Origin of the sequence: Micromonospora sp. NPDC049257 (genome assembly GCF_040678915.1) — a bacterium.
GTDB lineage: Bacteria > Actinomycetota > Actinomycetes > Mycobacteriales > Micromonosporaceae > Micromonospora > Micromonospora antibiotica.
The window spans coordinates 44720-58688 of record NZ_JBFAQU010000016.1; the positions used below are offsets into that span (position 1 = coordinate 44720).

14 protein-coding genes and 1 riboswitch are annotated in these 13969 nt (G+C 71.9%); of the genes, 4 read left to right on the plus strand and 10 right to left on the minus strand.

What is annotated here, in order from left to right:
* Positions 1–780 carry an endonuclease/exonuclease/phosphatase family protein gene (locus tag AB0K25_RS21965; protein ID WP_357533427.1) on the minus strand — a complete coding sequence of 260 codons (780 nt, stop codon included), beginning with the start codon at positions 778–780 and terminating at the stop codon, positions 1–3.
* Positions 781–969: 189 nt separating this feature from the next.
* Between AB0K25_RS21965 and AB0K25_RS21970 the strand changes: the two genes are divergently transcribed.
* Positions 970–1728 (plus strand): TSUP family transporter, encoded by a 759-nt coding sequence (locus tag AB0K25_RS21970; protein WP_363822338.1) that lies wholly within the window; start codon positions 970–972, stop codon positions 1726–1728.
* A 46-nt stretch (positions 1729–1774) separates the two neighbouring features.
* Here the strand turns inward: AB0K25_RS21970 and AB0K25_RS21975 are convergent, their stop codons facing one another.
* A complete protein-coding gene (locus AB0K25_RS21975; RefSeq protein WP_208565915.1) occupies positions 1775–2389 on the minus strand; it encodes a malonic semialdehyde reductase in 615 nt (204 codons plus the stop codon).
* 97 nt (positions 2390–2486) lie between these two features.
* Here AB0K25_RS21975 and AB0K25_RS21980 point away from each other — a divergent pair, with 97 nt between their 5' ends.
* Both AB0K25_RS21980 and AB0K25_RS21985 read left to right on the plus strand, forming a co-directional pair.
* Positions 2487–2834: a helix-turn-helix domain-containing protein gene (locus tag AB0K25_RS21980; RefSeq protein ID WP_208565914.1), complete on the plus strand. Its 348-nt coding sequence runs from the start codon at positions 2487–2489 to the stop codon at positions 2832–2834.
* A 3-nt stretch (positions 2835–2837) separates the two neighbouring features.
* A complete protein-coding gene (locus AB0K25_RS21985) occupies positions 2838–3611 on the plus strand; it encodes a GNAT family N-acetyltransferase (protein WP_363822341.1) in 774 nt (257 codons plus the stop codon).
* A 9-nt stretch (positions 3612–3620) separates the two neighbouring features.
* Here the strand turns inward: AB0K25_RS21985 and def are convergent, their stop codons facing one another.
* Genes def through AB0K25_RS22000 form a run of 3 tightly spaced genes read right to left on the minus strand, consistent with a single transcriptional unit; the run spans position 3621 to position 6148 of the window.
* Positions 3621–4130, minus strand: a complete 510-nt coding sequence (gene def, locus AB0K25_RS21990; RefSeq protein WP_219462061.1) for a peptide deformylase — start codon at positions 4128–4130, stop codon at positions 3621–3623.
* A gap of 10 nt (positions 4131–4140) precedes the next feature.
* Positions 4141–4926 (minus strand): TetR/AcrR family transcriptional regulator, encoded by a 786-nt coding sequence (locus tag AB0K25_RS21995; RefSeq protein WP_219462062.1) that lies wholly within the window; start codon positions 4924–4926, stop codon positions 4141–4143.
* 28 nt (positions 4927–4954) lie between these two features.
* Positions 4955–6148, minus strand: a complete 1194-nt coding sequence (locus AB0K25_RS22000; protein WP_363822345.1) for a chorismate-binding protein — start codon at positions 6146–6148, stop codon at positions 4955–4957.
* Positions 6149–6271: 123 nt separating this feature from the next.
* On the opposite strand from AB0K25_RS22000, the gene AB0K25_RS22005 reads away from it, so the two are divergent.
* A complete protein-coding gene (locus AB0K25_RS22005) occupies positions 6272–6472 on the plus strand; it encodes a DUF5999 family protein (RefSeq protein WP_067311530.1) in 201 nt (66 codons plus the stop codon).
* A 116-nt stretch (positions 6473–6588) separates the two neighbouring features.
* Here AB0K25_RS22005 and gcvP read toward each other — a convergent pair whose 3' ends face one another.
* The 5 genes from gcvP to AB0K25_RS22030 form a co-directional block, all read right to left on the minus strand.
* Complete coding sequence (gene gcvP / locus AB0K25_RS22010) at positions 6589–9411, minus strand: aminomethyl-transferring glycine dehydrogenase (protein WP_363822348.1); 2823 nt, start codon at positions 9409–9411, stop codon at positions 6589–6591.
* Between the two features lie 79 nt (positions 9412–9490).
* A riboswitch (glycine riboswitch) is annotated at positions 9491–9588 on the minus strand.
* Positions 9589–9666: 78 nt separating this feature from the next.
* On the minus strand, positions 9667–10566 hold the full coding sequence (locus AB0K25_RS22015) for an NAD-dependent protein deacetylase (protein WP_308290744.1): 900 nt from the start codon (positions 10564–10566) through the stop codon (positions 9667–9669).
* 49 nt (positions 10567–10615) lie between these two features.
* Positions 10616–11254: a hypothetical protein gene (locus tag AB0K25_RS22020; protein ID WP_357533420.1), complete on the minus strand. Its 639-nt coding sequence runs from the start codon at positions 11252–11254 to the stop codon at positions 10616–10618.
* Positions 11251–12480 carry a globin domain-containing protein gene (locus AB0K25_RS22025; protein ID WP_208565906.1) on the minus strand — a complete coding sequence of 410 codons (1230 nt, stop codon included), beginning with the start codon at positions 12478–12480 and terminating at the stop codon, positions 11251–11253. Before AB0K25_RS22025 ends, AB0K25_RS22020 begins: the two co-directional genes overlap by 4 nt.
* A gap of 2 nt (positions 12481–12482) precedes the next feature.
* On the minus strand, positions 12483–13667 hold the full coding sequence (locus AB0K25_RS22030; RefSeq protein WP_357533418.1) for a nitric oxide synthase oxygenase: 1185 nt from the start codon (positions 13665–13667) through the stop codon (positions 12483–12485).
* Between the last annotated feature and the right edge of the window lie 302 nt (positions 13668–13969).

The window sequence follows — 13969 nt, forward strand, 5'->3', positions numbered from 1 at the left end:
TCAGCCGAGGTCGACGACGAGGGGGCGGTGGTCGGAGATGGTGGAGCGTGGGTTGTCGGTGGCGGTGACGGGGGGTAGGAGGTGCCGGTCGTGGGGGTCGGCGAGGATGTGGTCGAGTTGCACGCGGGGTGCGGTGGCGGGGTAGGTGGGGCGGCGGGCCAGGGGTTGCCAGCCGGTGAGGAGGCGGGCGGGGCCGGCGGGGAGGTTGAGGTCGCCGAGGAGGATGCGGGGGGCGGGTAGGGCGCGTAGGGCGCGGACGGCGCGGCGGAGTTGGTGGGCGTTCCAGCCGGGGACGAAGGACAGGTGGGTGGCGGCGACGGTGAGGGGGCCGTGGGGGGTGTCGAGGACGGCGGCGAGGACGACGCGGGGTTCGTCGCGCAGGAGGATGAGGCCGCCGCCGGGGCCGGGGACGTAGATGGGTGAGCGGACGGGTGCGGGGTTGAGGCGGGTGACGTGCCAGCTGCGGACCCGGTGGCGGCTGATCAGGCCGATGCCGTAGCAGGGTTCGCCGTGGCCGTCGTCGTCGTGGCGTAGGGGGCGGAAGTGTTCGCCGGGGGTGCCGACGACGGCGGCGGCGAAGCGGTGTTCGGGGGCGTCGAGGGCCTGGGCGGCGAGGGTGGTGAGGTCGTGGTGGCCGCTGCGGGACTGGTCGCGGTCGACTTCCTGGAGGGCGAGGATGTCGGCGTCGAGGGCGTGGACGGCGGCGGTGAGCCGGGCGGGGTCGACGAGCCCGTCGGTCAGGGAGCGGCCGTGTAGCAGGTTGAAGGTCGCCAGGCGCACCTGTGCACCCTACGTCCGTGGCACAGTTACCGAATGATCAAGTTGTTGTGTTGTTCGGTGTTGGTGTTCGTGGCGTTGGGTGTGGTGGGGGTGTGGCTGCGGCGGCGACGTGGGCGGTGAGGTGGGCCACTTGAGCGGGCGGGTGGCCGGGTGGGGTGGGGAGAATGGCCGGCCGTGGATCCTGTGTCGTTGACGACTCTGCTGGCTGCGGCTGCCCTGGCGGGGTGGGTGGATGCGGTGGTCGGTGGGGGTGGGTTGTTGTTGTTGCCGGCGTTGTTGGTGGCGGCGCCGGGGGTGCCGGTGGCGACGGCGTTGGGGACGAACAAGTTGGCGGCGATCGCGGGTACGTCGACGGCGGCGGTGACGTTCGCGCGGCGCACGCGGGTCGATTGGGCGGTGGCGGGTCCGGCGGCGGTGTTGGCGGTGGGGTGTGCGGGGGTGGGTGCGGCGTTGGCGGGGGTGGTGCCGGCGGGGGCGTACCGGCCGGTGGTGTTGGTGGTGTTGGTGGGGGTGGCGTTGTTCGTGGTGTTGCGGCCGCGGTTGGGGACGGTGGCGGTGCCGGCGCGGCGGACCCGGGTGCGGGTGGTGGCGGCGGTGGGGGTGGCGGGGGTGGGTATCGCGTTGTACGACGGGTTGATCGGGCCGGGGACGGGGACGTTCCTGGTGGTGGCGTTCACGGTGTTGGTGGGGGCGGATTTTCTGGGTGGTTCGGCGATGGCGAAGGTGGTCAACGCGGGGACGAATCTGGGGGCGTTGGTGGTGTTCGCGGTGACGGGGCACGTGTGGTGGTGGTTGGGGTTGGCGATGGCGGTGTGCAACGTGGCGGGGGCGGCGGTGGGGGCGCGGATGGCGTTGCGGCGGGGTGCGGGGTTCGTGCGGGTGGTGTTGCTGGTGGTGGTGGTGGCGTTGGTGGTGCGGTTGGGTTACGACCAGTGGCTGGCCGGCTGAGCGGGTGGGTGCTCGGCGGGCCAGCCACTGGTGGGTCTGGGGTGGTTCAGGCGTGTCGGACGACGGTGTCGTAGTCGAGGCGGGGCAGGCGGGGGTGCCAGGCGTCGGGGCCGGGGTGTCCGATGTTGACCAGGAGCAGGGACTTCCAGCCGGTGTCGGTGAAGAATTCGTTGTCGACGCCGGTGGCGTCGAATCCGCCCATGGGTCCGGCGGCGAGGCCGGCGGCGCGGATGGCGAGCAGGAAGTAGCCGACCTGGAGGCCGGCGTTGAAGCGGGCCATGCCGTCGCGGACGGTGGGGTCGGCGGCGAAGTGTTCGCGCATGCCGGGGCGGATGGGGAAGACGGTGTCGAGGTGTTCGTGGAAGTTGGTGTCGGCGGCGAGGACGGCGACGACGGGGGCGGTGGCGGTTTTGGTGCGGTTGCCTTCGGCGACGTGGGTGAGGAGGCGGTCGCGGCCTTCGCCGGGGCGGACGAACAGCACCCGCAGGGGTTGGACGTTCATGGCGGTGGGTGGGTACTTGGCGAGGTCGAAGATCGCGTGGAGTTGTTCGTCGCTGACGGGGGTGTCGGTGAAGGTGTTGGCGGTGCGGGCTTCGGTGAACAGTTGGGCCTGGGCCTGCGGGTCGAGGGTGATCAGGTGGTTGGGCAGTACGTCGGTCATGGTGTCCTCCGGTCGGATCGGCGATTGCTGCGACCACAGTAGCAGCTAGTTTTTTCGAAGTGGCTAGGGTGAGTTACGGACCACGTATGCTGGGCTTATGACGACGTGCTCCCCGATCGACGACGGGCCCCGCGCCTGTCCCGGGGGGCTGTCCCGGGCGTTCGCGTTCCTGGGCAAACGGTGGAACGGCATGATCCTGGGCACCCTCGCCCAGGGGCCGGCGGGCTTCGCCGAGCTGGCCCGGGCACTGCCGGGGATCAGCGAGTCGGTGCTGTCGGACCGCCTCGGTGAGCTGGCCCGGGTCGACCTGGTCAGCCGCACCGTGCGGGAGGGCCCCCCGCTGGGGGTCAGCTACCAGCTGACCGGTCGGGGCGCCGCCCTGCTGCCGGCGCTGGACGAGCTGGCCCGCTGGGCCGACGAGAACCTTCCCGCAGGTCGTTGCTGAGCGGTGCCGGTCCGCGCCGAACACGACCGTGCCGTGCTGGCCGGGCTGCTGCGGCGCGATCCGGTGCTGCACGCCTACCAGTTGGGTGACCTGGACGACTTCTTCTGGCCCTACACGTCGTGGTTCCGTCGGGGTGAGCAGGTGGCGTTGCTCTACCACGGGGCGGCACAGCCGGTGCTGCTGCTGTTCGCCGCCGAAGAGGACCGGCCGGCGGCGGCGCTGCTCGACGAACTGGCCCCGGTGCTGCCCGCCCGGCTGTACGCGCACCTGTCCCCCGGGCTGGAACAGGTCCTCGCGGGCCGGTACGTGATCACCCCGGCGGGGGCGCACCTGCGGATGGCGTTGACCGACCCGGGTCGGCTGGCCGGGGTCGCCACCTCGGGTGAGGTGCTGACCGGGGCGGACCTGCCGGCGCTGCGGGCCCTGTACGCCGACGCGTACCCCGGTAACTGGTTCGACCCGCGGATGCTCGACACCGGCCACTACCTGGGGGTACGTGCGGGTGGTGAGCTGGTCGCGGTGGCCGGGGTGCACGTGTGGTCGCCGACCTACCGGGTGGCCGCGGTGGGCAACGTGACCACCCGCCCGCAGGCGCGGGGTCGGGGGTTGGCCCAGGCGGTCGTCGCCGCGCTGTGCGCCCGGCTACGCGACAGCGTCGATCACGTGACGTTGAACGTGCGGGCCGACAACACCACGGCGGTACGCCTCTACGGGCGGCTCGGTTTCACCACGGTGGCACGGTTCGGTGAGTACACGCTGACCAGCGGGGCGGGTTGAGCCGGCCGGTCAGCGGTGGCGGCTCGGTGAGTCGAACCGGCCGGCGCGGATCTCCCGCAGCGCCTTGCGGCGGATGTCACCGCGCAGGGTGTCGACGTAGAGCCGACCGGCGAGGTGGTCGGTCTCGTGTTGCAGGGCGCGGGCGAGGAACCCGCTGCCGGAGATGGTCAGCGGGTCGCCGTGCCGGTCCACGCCGTGCACGGTGGCGTGCAGGGCCCGGCGGGTCGGGAAGTACAGCCCGGGAATGGACAGGCACCCCTCGTCGTCGTCCTGGGTCTCGTCGGACAACTCGATGGTGGGGTTGATCAGGTGGCCGCGGTGGCCGTCGGCGTCGTAGACGAACACCTGGGCGTCGACGCCGATCTGCGGGGCGGCGACACCGGCCCGGCCCGGTTCGCCGGTGAGGGTGTCCATCAGGTCGTCGACGAGCTGCTGCAGGGCGGTGTCGAAGCGGGTCACCGGGGTGCAGGCGGTGCGCAGGACGGGGTCACCGATGATCCTGATCGGGCGTACGGTCATGCCCGGAAGGCTATCGGGGGGTCACCGGCGGCGGTGGACCGGCGCACCGGTCGGCCACCAGGGCGGCGATACCGTCGAGGATGCGGGCCAGTCCGAAGTCGAAGGCACGGGTCGGGTCGGTGGCGGCCTGGTACTCCTGTCCGGCGGCGGCGCCGACCCGGGCGGCGGTGGGGAAACGGGCCGGGTCCATCACCTTTTCCAGGTAGGGGGCGTGGGCGTGCCACCACTGTTCGTCGGTGAGGCCGGTGCGGGCGGTGGCCTGGGCGGCTTCCACCGCGCCGCGTACCGCGCCGTGGACGTAGGAGTCGACGAGGGTGATCACGGCGTCCATCTCCAGGTCGGTCAGGCCGATGCCCTCGACGGCACGTAGTTCGTGGTCGTAGCGTGCGGTGACCTGCGGACCCAGGGGTGGGCGGGTGGTGGCGACCTGCAACAGCCAGGGGTGGCGCAGGTACAGCGCCCAGTTGTCGCGGGCGACGCGTTCCAGGCGGTCCCGCCAGCCGCCCGGGACGTCCGCCGGTCGGGGGGTCTCGCCGTGCACGGTGTCGAGCATGAGGTCGAGCAGTTCACCCTTGCCCGGCACGTGGGTGTAGAGGGACATGGTGCCCACGCCGAGACGTTCGGCGACCCGACGCATGGACAGCGCGGCGAGTCCGTCGGTGTCGGCGACGTCGATGGCGGCCCGGACGATCCGGTCGACGCCCAGGTCGCCGCTGCGGCTGGTGCGTTCGCGGGTGCGCCAGAGCAGGGCGAGGCTGCGGGCGGGGTCGCCGGTGCCGCTGTACTCGACGTGCATGCGGCCACCATAGCGGCCGGTGCGGTGGTCAGTCGGCGGCGAGCAGGGCACGCACCGGGGCGGCCTTGGCGGCGGCCTCGGCGACCTCGGCGTCGGGGTCACTGTCCCAGGTGATGCCGCCGCCGGCCCACAGGTGCAACCGGTCGGTGTCGGCGGCGGCGGTGCGGATGGTCAGGCCCAGGTCGAGGTGGTCGGGGCCGATCCAGCCGAACCCGCCCATGCCGGCGCCCCGGCCGACGGGTTCGACGGCGGCGACCAACGCCAGCGCGGCGTGTTTCGGGGCGCCGGTGACCGACCCGCCGGGGCAGGTGGCGCGCAGCAGGTCAGCCAGGCCGATCCCGTCGGCGAGGGCCGCGGACACGGTCGACTCGGCCTGCCACAGGTCGCACCAGCGGCGCACGGTGAACAGGTCGTCGACGGTCACCGAACCGGTGCGGGCGATCCGGGCCAGGTCGTTGCGTTCCAGGTCGACGATCATGACGTGTTCGGCGCGTTCCTTGGCGGAGGCGAGCAGCTCGCGGCGGCCGGCGGCGGTGGCCGGGCGGGTGCCCTTGATCGGGCGGGTGACGACCCGGCCGGCGTGCACGGCGACGAGGGTCTCCGGTGAGGCACAGCCGATCGTCCAACGGTCGCCGTGCAGGGTGCCGCCGTAGCGGGCGCCGGGCAGGCCGGCGAGGCGGGCCAGCGCGGGCCGCGGGTCACCGGTGTAGGTGGCGGCGGCGTGGCCGACGACGTTGACCTGGTAGACGTCGCCGCGGCCGATGGCGGCCCGGACGGTGCGCACCGCGTCGGCGTGCTGCCCGGGGGTCCAGCTGTCCCGCCAGGGGCCGACCCGCAGGTGCCCCGGCACCGGCCCGGTCGGGGGCGGGCGGCGGGTGCCGTGGTCGTAGACGACGACGGCGACGTCGGGCAGGTCCGGTGCCGGGCTGGCCGCGCCGGTGGGTGCGCCGACCATCCGGGCGCCGGCGGCGGCGGAGACGAACAGGGCGGCGCCGCAGGGGCCGTCGGTGCGGTGGGTCGCCGGGCGGGTCAGGTCGTCGCCGGGCAGGCCGTGCGCGGCGAGGAAACCGGCGATCTGCGCGGCCGGGTCACCACCGTCGGTGATCCGCCACTCGAAGCGGTCACGTTCGACGAGCACGCTGCGGCACCGCGCCGGCACCCCCGGTACGTCGACCGGCACCGTTGGGAGCGTTTCCACGCCGGGTGGCCCATTCCTGCTCATCCGTTCAGCGGATTTCGGGGCAACATGACCGAAGGCTGCTCGATCCGGTGCGCTGTCCCTTGGTACTGTGCGTCACTGGTCATGTGAACCATGACACAGTGCCCCCACAGTCCGGAGAACCCGATGTGTCAGCACCAGATCACCTGCCCTTCCGCCGAAGCGACCGACCGGGACGCCGCCCGGGTCATCGCCTGCTTCCCTGAGCAGGGCTGGAGCCTGCTCTGCAACGGTGTCATCGTCTTCGAGGACACCGGTGAACTCCTTCCCGACGGCAGCACCATCGCCCCGCACCGCGGGCCGGCCCGGCACGCCCTCGTCGCCTGACCGATCACGGTCCGTCGGCGTCACCAGCCACATCATCGCAGGCTGGCCCCCCGACAGGGGCCGCCCTCCCCGGTCGCCGCACCGGGGCGGCACGTCCGCCGCCCCGGCACCGCGCCTCAACCCTCGAACGCCTCCGGCGCCGGGCACGAACACATCAGGTTCCGGTCGCCGTACGCGCCGTCGACCCGCCGCACCGGCGGCCAGTACTTCCCCGCCCGGTCCACCCCACCCGGGTACGCCCCCACCGACCGCGGATACGGATGCGGCCACTCGTCGGCCGACACCATCGCCGCGGTGTGCGGAGCGTTGGCCAGCGGATTGTCCCCGGCCGGCCACTGTCCCGACGCCACCTGGTCGATCTCCGCCCGGATCGCGATCATCGCGTCGCAGAACCGGTCCAACTCGGCCAGGTCCTCACTCTCGGTCGGCTCCACCATCAGCGTCCCCGCCACCGGGAACGACATCGTCGGCGCGTGGAACCCGTAGTCGATCAGCCGCTTCGCGACGTCGTCGACACTGACCCCGGTCGCCTTCGACAGCGGACGCAGGTCCAGGATGCACTCGTGCGCCACCAGGCCCTTGTTGCCGGCGTACAGCACCGGGAAGTGCTCCCGCAGCCGCACCGCCACGTAGTTCGCCGCCAGCACCGCCACCCCCGTCGCCCGGGCCAGCCCCGCCGCGCCCATCATCCGCAGGTACGCCCACGGGATCGGCAGGATCCCCGCCGACCCGTACCGGGCCGCCGAGATCGCCGGCGCCCCCTGCACCCGGGCACCCGACGGGTCCCCCGGCAGGTACGCCGCCAGGTGCGACCGCACCGCCACCGGACCCACCCCCGGCCCGCCCCCACCGTGCGGAATGCAGAACGTCTTGTGCAGGTTCAGGTGCGACACGTCCGCGCCGAACCGGCCCGGCTTGGCGAACCCGACCAACGCGTTGAGGTTCGCCCCGTCGACGTACACCTGACCACCGGCGTCGTGGACCTTCGCGCACAACGACGCGATGCCCGTCTCGTACACCCCGTGCGTCGACGGGTACGTCACCATGATCGCCGCGAGAGCGTCCCGATGCTTGTCGATCTTCGCGTCGAGGTCGACCAGGTCGACGTTGCCATCGGCGTCACAGGCGACCACCACCACCCGCATCCCGGCCATCACCGCCGACGCGGCGTTCGTGCCGTGCGCCGACGACGGGATCAGACACACGTCCCGGTGGGTGTCACCCCGGTCCCGGTGGTAGGCGCGGATCGCCAACAACCCCGCCAACTCCCCCTGCGACCCGGCGTTGGGCTGCACACTGACCGCGTCGTACCCGGTGACCTCCGCCAGCCACCCCTCCAACTGCCCGATCAGCTCCCGGTAACCGGCGGTCTGCTCATCCGGGGCGAACGGGTGCAGATGCGCGAACTCCGGCCACGTCACCGGCTCCATCTCGGTGGTCGCGTTCAGCTTCATCGTGCACGACCCCAACGGGATCATGCCCCGGTCCAGGGCGTAGTCGAAGTCCGCCAACCGGCGCAGGTACCGCAGCATCGCCGTCTCCGAATGGTGACTGCGGAACACCGGATGGGACAGGAAGTCGGTGTCCCGCGCCAACCCCGCCGGCAACGCCACCTCCACGTCACCGACGACCGGATCCACCCCGAACGCCTCCCACACCACCGCCAGGTGCGCCCCGGTGGTCGTCTCGTCACACGACACCCCCACCCGGTCGGCGTCGACCAGCCGCAGGTTCACCCCCCGCTCCCGCGCCGCCGCCACCACCCGCGCCGCCCCACCCGGCACCACCGCCGTCACCGTGTCGAAGAACACCCCGTCGACGACCTCGACGCCACCGGCGCGCAACCCCGCCGCCAACCGCAACGCCATCCCCCGGGTCCGGTCGGCGATCCGCCGCAACCCGTCCGGCCCATGGTACACGGCGTACATGCCGGCCATCACCGCCAGCAACACCTGCGCGGTGCAGATGTTGCTGGTCGCCTTCTCCCGCCGGATGTGCTGCTCCCGCGTCTGCAACGCCAACCGGTACGCCGGCTCACCGGCCGCGTCCCGGGACACCCCGACCAGCCGACCCGGCAGCATCCGCTCCAACCCGGCCCGCACCGCCAGGTAACCGGCGTGCGGCCCACCGAAACCCATCGGCACCCCGAACCGCTGCGTGGTGCCCGCCGCGATGTCCACCCCGATGCGCCCCGGCGCCCGCAGCACCGTCAACGCCAACAGGTCCGCCGCCACCGTCACCAACGCCCCCACCGCGTGCGCCGCATCGACCAGCGGCGCATGGTCACGCACCGCACCCGACGCCCCCGGGTACTGCAGGTGCAGACCGAAGAACTCCGCCGGCAACTCCTCCACGGCCAGGTCCACCACCCGCACCTCGATACCGAGCGGCTCGGCCCGACCCGCGAGCACCGCCACGGTCTGCGGCAACGCGTCCGCGTCCACCACGTACACCGTGCTGCGGCTCTTCGACGCCCGCCGCGCCAGCGTCATCGCCTCCGCCGCCGCCGTCGCCTCGTCGAGCATCGACGCGTTCGCCGTCGCCAACCCCGTCAGGTCCGTCACCATCGTCTGGAAGTTCAGCAGCGCCTCCAACCGGCCCTGACTGATCTCCGGCTGGTACGGGGTGTACGCCGTGTACCAGGCCGGGTTCTCCAACACGTTGCGGCGGATCACCGCCGGGGTGTGGGTGCCGTGGTAACCCAGGCCGATCATCGACACCGCGACCGTGTTGCGGGACGCCAACGCGCGCAGCTCGGCGATCGCCTCCCGCTCCGTGGCCGGCGCCGGCAGATCCAGGGAGCCGTGCCACCGGATCACCTCGGGAATCGCCGCGTCCATCAGCTCGTCGATCGAGCCGTGCCCGACGACGTCCAACATGCGGCGCTCGTCATCCGGGCCGGGACCGATGTGCCGGTCGGCGAACTGTTCTGCGGTCATGCGTGCGCTCCAGACTCCACGGGGCGAGGTCGACGGATCGGCCTCCCCCTGAGTCACGCCGCACGGCGCTCCACAGTGCCTGCCCGTCGCGGTCCTTCTGCCTGAGAGGTTCCGGGGAGAATCTGCCCCTTCGGCGCCGCCCGGATACTGCTGGGCGATCTCTCCCGCGTGGGTGGTGTCGGCATGGTCAACGCTACCAGCGCCACCGTTACCGGCGGATGTCGTACCCCCCGGGTCGACCCCACCGGGCGGAGATCAACCCGCCACGGGCGTGACCGCCACCACCGGGGCGGACCCGCCGACCCCGTCACCCGCAGCGCGGTCCGCGCCCGCCACCACCCGCTGCACCACCTGCGGCAACACCCACCCCAACGGGGCATCCACCCGCAGCGCCGCATACCCGTCACCCCGGGTGACACCCTGATTGGCGATCACCACCGCCGTGCCCAGTTTCGCCGCCCGCAACACGAACCGCCGCCCCGACCACACCGTCAACGACGACCCCAGCACCAGCAACGACCGGGCCGCGTCGACCATCGCGAAACACCGCGACACCCGGTCGGCGGGCACCGTCTCCCCGAAGAACACCACGTCCGGTTTCAGCATCCCCGCACCACAACGCGTGCAGTCGACCAACCGGAACGCGGCCACCCGCTCATCGTCGAGTTCCACGTCACCATCCGGATTCACCACCGCGACCGTCGCGTCGAACCCCGGGTTCGCCGCCACCAACCGCCGATCCAGCTCCTCCCGCGACGTGCGGTCACCACACCCCAGACACACCACCGTGTCCAGGCGGCCATGCAGATCCACCACCCCGGTGCTACCCGCCGCCGTGTGCAGACCATCGACGTTCTGGGTGATCACCCCGTCGACCAGACCGGCGGCCTGCAACCGGGCCACCGCCCGATGCCCGTCGTTCGGCGACGCCCGCGCGACCATCCGCCACCCCAGGTGACTACGCGCCCAGTACCGCCGCCGGGCCGCCGGCTCCCGGGTGAACGCCTGATACGTCATGGGCGGATGCCGGCGGGCCACACCCGTCGGCCCCCGGTAGTCGGGAATACCCGACTCCGTGGACAACCCGGCCCCACTCAACACCACGACCCCACCAGCGGCGACCAGGCCCGCCAACGCGTCGATCGTCTCCGTCACCCGTCCATGCTGCCTCAGCCGCCGCACCCCGGCGACCCTGCGGGTCCACTCAGCCGCCCAGGACCGCCCGCAGCTGGGCGCTCGCCCCACCCGCCGCCGCCGCATCCGCCCGCAGCTGCTCCGACTGCGCCGCCAGATACGACTGCCACCGGTTCAGCTGCTGCTGCGCCGCCGCAACCGCCGCCAACGCCGCCGCGTGCCGCTCCTCCAACGCCTGCAACTTCCCCGCCAACTCCGGCGACGGACCCCCACCGGCCGGCGGCCCCGCCCCACCCACCTCACCGGCCCGCCGGTGCGCGTCAGCGACGATCTCCTCAGCCTGCCGCCGCGCATCCGCGATGATCTCCGCGCCCTCCGCGCTGGCCTCACCGATCGTCCGGTTCGCCTCGTCCTGCGCCCGCATCGCCAACTCGACAGTCATCGGATCCGGGCCCTGCGGCGCGCTACTCGGCAACGTCCCGTGCCGCAGCATCTCCACCTGACTCAGCAGCCCCTGGTTCTCCCGCCGCTGCCGCGCCAACTCCGCCGTCAACACCCCGATCCGGTCATCCGCCGACCGGACCAACGCCGCGACCTCATCAGCGGACAACCAGTGACTGCCCCGGAACCGCCGCTCCTCCAACACCGACAACTGGCGGGCGATCTCACCCTCCTCCGCGCCGAGCCGATCGGAGTGGTCCACGCTCATCGGGCACCCGTCCCACTGAAGTCACGCGGAGCACCGGCACCGGCCTCGGCGAGCGGCGGATAGAGGGAATGATCATAGCTTTCCGTCAGGACCTGCTCCGGATCCACACCCGAACGCGCCAGGATCGCCACCGTCTCCCGGGTCATCTCCGGACTGCCACACACCAGGATCTCCGTGTCCGCCCACGGCCCCAACCGCACCGCCGTGTCACCGGCCCGACCGATCGCCCCCTGCCAACCCCAACCCGTCTCCACCGTCGGCACGTACCGCAACCACCCCGTCCCCCCATGCGGCCACCCCGCCGCCGGCGACAACGCCGCCAACCGCGACACCGCCACCTCGTCATACAGGTCGTCCGGGGTACGCCCACCCACCACCAGCGTCGTGCGCCGCCCCGCACCCTGCTGCACCGCCTCCACCACCGCCCGCAACGGCGCCAACCCCGTACCCCCCGCGATCAACAACAACGGCAGGTGCGGCGACCGGTCGAACGACGACAACGCCGTCCCCGTCGGATGCCCCAACAACAACCGCTCACCCGCCCGCAACCGGCGCACCAGATGCGTGGAGAACCGGCCCGCCGCCCGCACATGGAACTCGATCGTCCCGTCCGCACGCGGCGCGTTCGCCGGCGACAGGTACCGCCACGTCCGCAACTGCGGCACCTGCACCGGCAACGACTGCCCCGGCCGGTAGCTGCACAGGTAGTTCGGACGCACCGTGAACACCATGATGTCGGCGCGGCGCCGCTCCGCCGTCAACACCTCCGCCTCCCAGTGCGGCGGCGACGTCCGTTCCGCCTCCGCCGCACCATCGAGCATCAGCTTCGCCACCAACTCGTACGCCGCCGCCCACTGCGCCCGCAACGCCGGCGTGAAGTACGGGCCCAGGAACCGCTCCAACGTCGCCAGCAACGCCTGACCCACCCAGATGTAGTGCCGCTCCGCCAACACCACCGGATTACCCCGCTGGTCCTGACCATGGAACCGCCGATGGTCGGCACCCAACCGCTGCGCGAACGCCGACAACGCCCCCGGATCGTCCAAACTGGTGATGATGTGCCCCAACGCCGCCAGGAGCTTGTCCTCCTGATACTGCATGTTCGTCGGGAACATCGACCGCGCCTCCGGCGCCACCACGAACAACGTGGCATAGAAATACTTCGCCGCCTCCGGGCCGGCAGCGGAGAACTGGCTCCAACTCTGGCGCAACGCCGCGTTGTCCATCCTCAGTCCTCCTGCGCGCGAGCCACGTCATGACGCTCACGCAACGTCATCTCCACCACACCATCCGGGTCGTAGGCGCGGTCAGTCTGCCAAAGATTGGGATTCGGGACCCGGGTGTCGTAGTAGCGGTGGTGCACCGCGTGCAACGCCGCCCACCCCACACTCCCGTTGAGCCACGACCAGTCACCGTGCACCGGACGACCCGCCCGCTCCTCCTGCGCACAGAACTTCATGAACAACTCCGACTCGGTGTGCGGATCGGACACCCGCACCCCCGCCTCCCGGAACGAGTGCAACACCGCCTGGTTCAACACCAACGCCGCATGCTCCCGCCACAGAGTGTCCTCCCGCGACGTGTCCAACCCCAACCCCGCCGCCACCACCGGCAACTGGTCATACCGCTGCCGGTCACCCATGTTCCGGGTCCCGATCTCATCACCCAGATAGTGACCGTTGAACGGCGCGCAACTGTAGTCGACCCCGCCGATACGCAGACGCATGTTACTGATCACCGGCAGCGCATGCCAACGCAGCATCAGATCCGCGAACCACGGATGGTCCGGATGGGTCAACGCCACCTCCCGCACCAACTCCCGCGGCACCTGCCACACCGACGGCGACTCGTGCGCCGTCTCGATCACCCACGGCAACAGGTCGAACCGCCCCGGCACCGGCGGCGGCCGCCACCCCAACCGGCGAGCCGCCCGCACCATCGCCACCTGCGCCGGATCACCCACCACCACACCGTCGTCCCGCAGATGACCGCAGTAACGGACCAACTGGTCGTTCCAGATCCGCGCCCGCGGACCCACCCCCGGCCGGTCCGGCGCGAAAACCGTGATCACCGACTGGATCCGACCCCCGTTGTCCCCCGCCGCCAGATGCGCCGACAACTCCCCGGCGATACCCGCCGCCGTCGTCACGTGCCGACGGTCCCGCACCCGCAACCCCGCCCACCGCACCCGCCCCACACACCGCGCCGACTGCCGCCACGCCACCCGCGCCCCGTACACCAACTCCTCCCGGGTGTGCCGGTACGAACCGGTCAACGCGATCTCCTCGCGCACCTCCGCCAACCGCGCCGCCAACCCCGGCAACTGCCGCTCGGCGTGCAACGCCTCCAGGAACTCCGTCGCCTCCGCCACCACCTCCCCACCGGAGTGGACCGCGACACCCGGCGGCGACACAGCGGAGACCGGACACCGCGACCCGGCATCGTGACCGGCGACGACACCACCGGCCCGCACGGCACCCACGCCGACATAGTGATCAATGTGCACTGTGGTTCGTTTCCCGTCCTCGGCGGGACCACGGATGCGACCCCCGCACCATGCTCCACGCATCAACCCGACGCCACCACCAACCGTCACTCACCGTGACCGATCGATGTTCTCTGGTGATCGCCCTGGACAGGATTCACGGCCGAACCACCGCTGTCAACAAACCCGACTCCACCCGGGAACATCCACCATGGACCCCACCCGCCCAC

Bases quoted from the DNA above. Each gene is read 5' to 3' on its own strand.
- AB0K25_RS21975 (WP_208565915.1), bottom strand. From the start codon at position 2,389: ATGACCGACGTACTGCCCAACCACCTGATCACCCTCGACCCGCAGGCC.
- AB0K25_RS21980 (WP_208565914.1), top strand. From the start codon at position 2,487: ATGACGACGTGCTCCCCGATCGACGACGGGCCCCGCGCCTGTCCCGGG.
- def (WP_219462061.1), bottom strand. From the start codon at position 4,130: ATGACCGTACGCCCGATCAGGATCATCGGTGACCCCGTCCTGCGCACC.
- AB0K25_RS21995 (WP_219462062.1), bottom strand. From the start codon at position 4,926: ATGCACGTCGAGTACAGCGGCACCGGCGACCCCGCCCGCAGCCTCGCC.
- AB0K25_RS22000 (WP_363822345.1), bottom strand. From the start codon at position 6,148: ATGAGCAGGAATGGGCCACCCGGCGTGGAAACGCTCCCAACGGTGCCG.
- AB0K25_RS22005 (WP_067311530.1), top strand. From the start codon at position 6,272: ATGTGTCAGCACCAGATCACCTGCCCTTCCGCCGAAGCGACCGACCGG.
- gcvP (WP_363822348.1), bottom strand. From the start codon at position 9,411: ATGACCGCAGAACAGTTCGCCGACCGGCACATCGGTCCCGGCCCGGAT.
- AB0K25_RS22020 (WP_357533420.1), bottom strand. From the start codon at position 11,254: ATGAGCGTGGACCACTCCGATCGGCTCGGCGCGGAGGAGGGTGAGATC.
- AB0K25_RS22025 (WP_208565906.1), bottom strand. From the start codon at position 12,480: ATGGACAACGCGGCGTTGCGCCAGAGTTGGAGCCAGTTCTCCGCTGCC.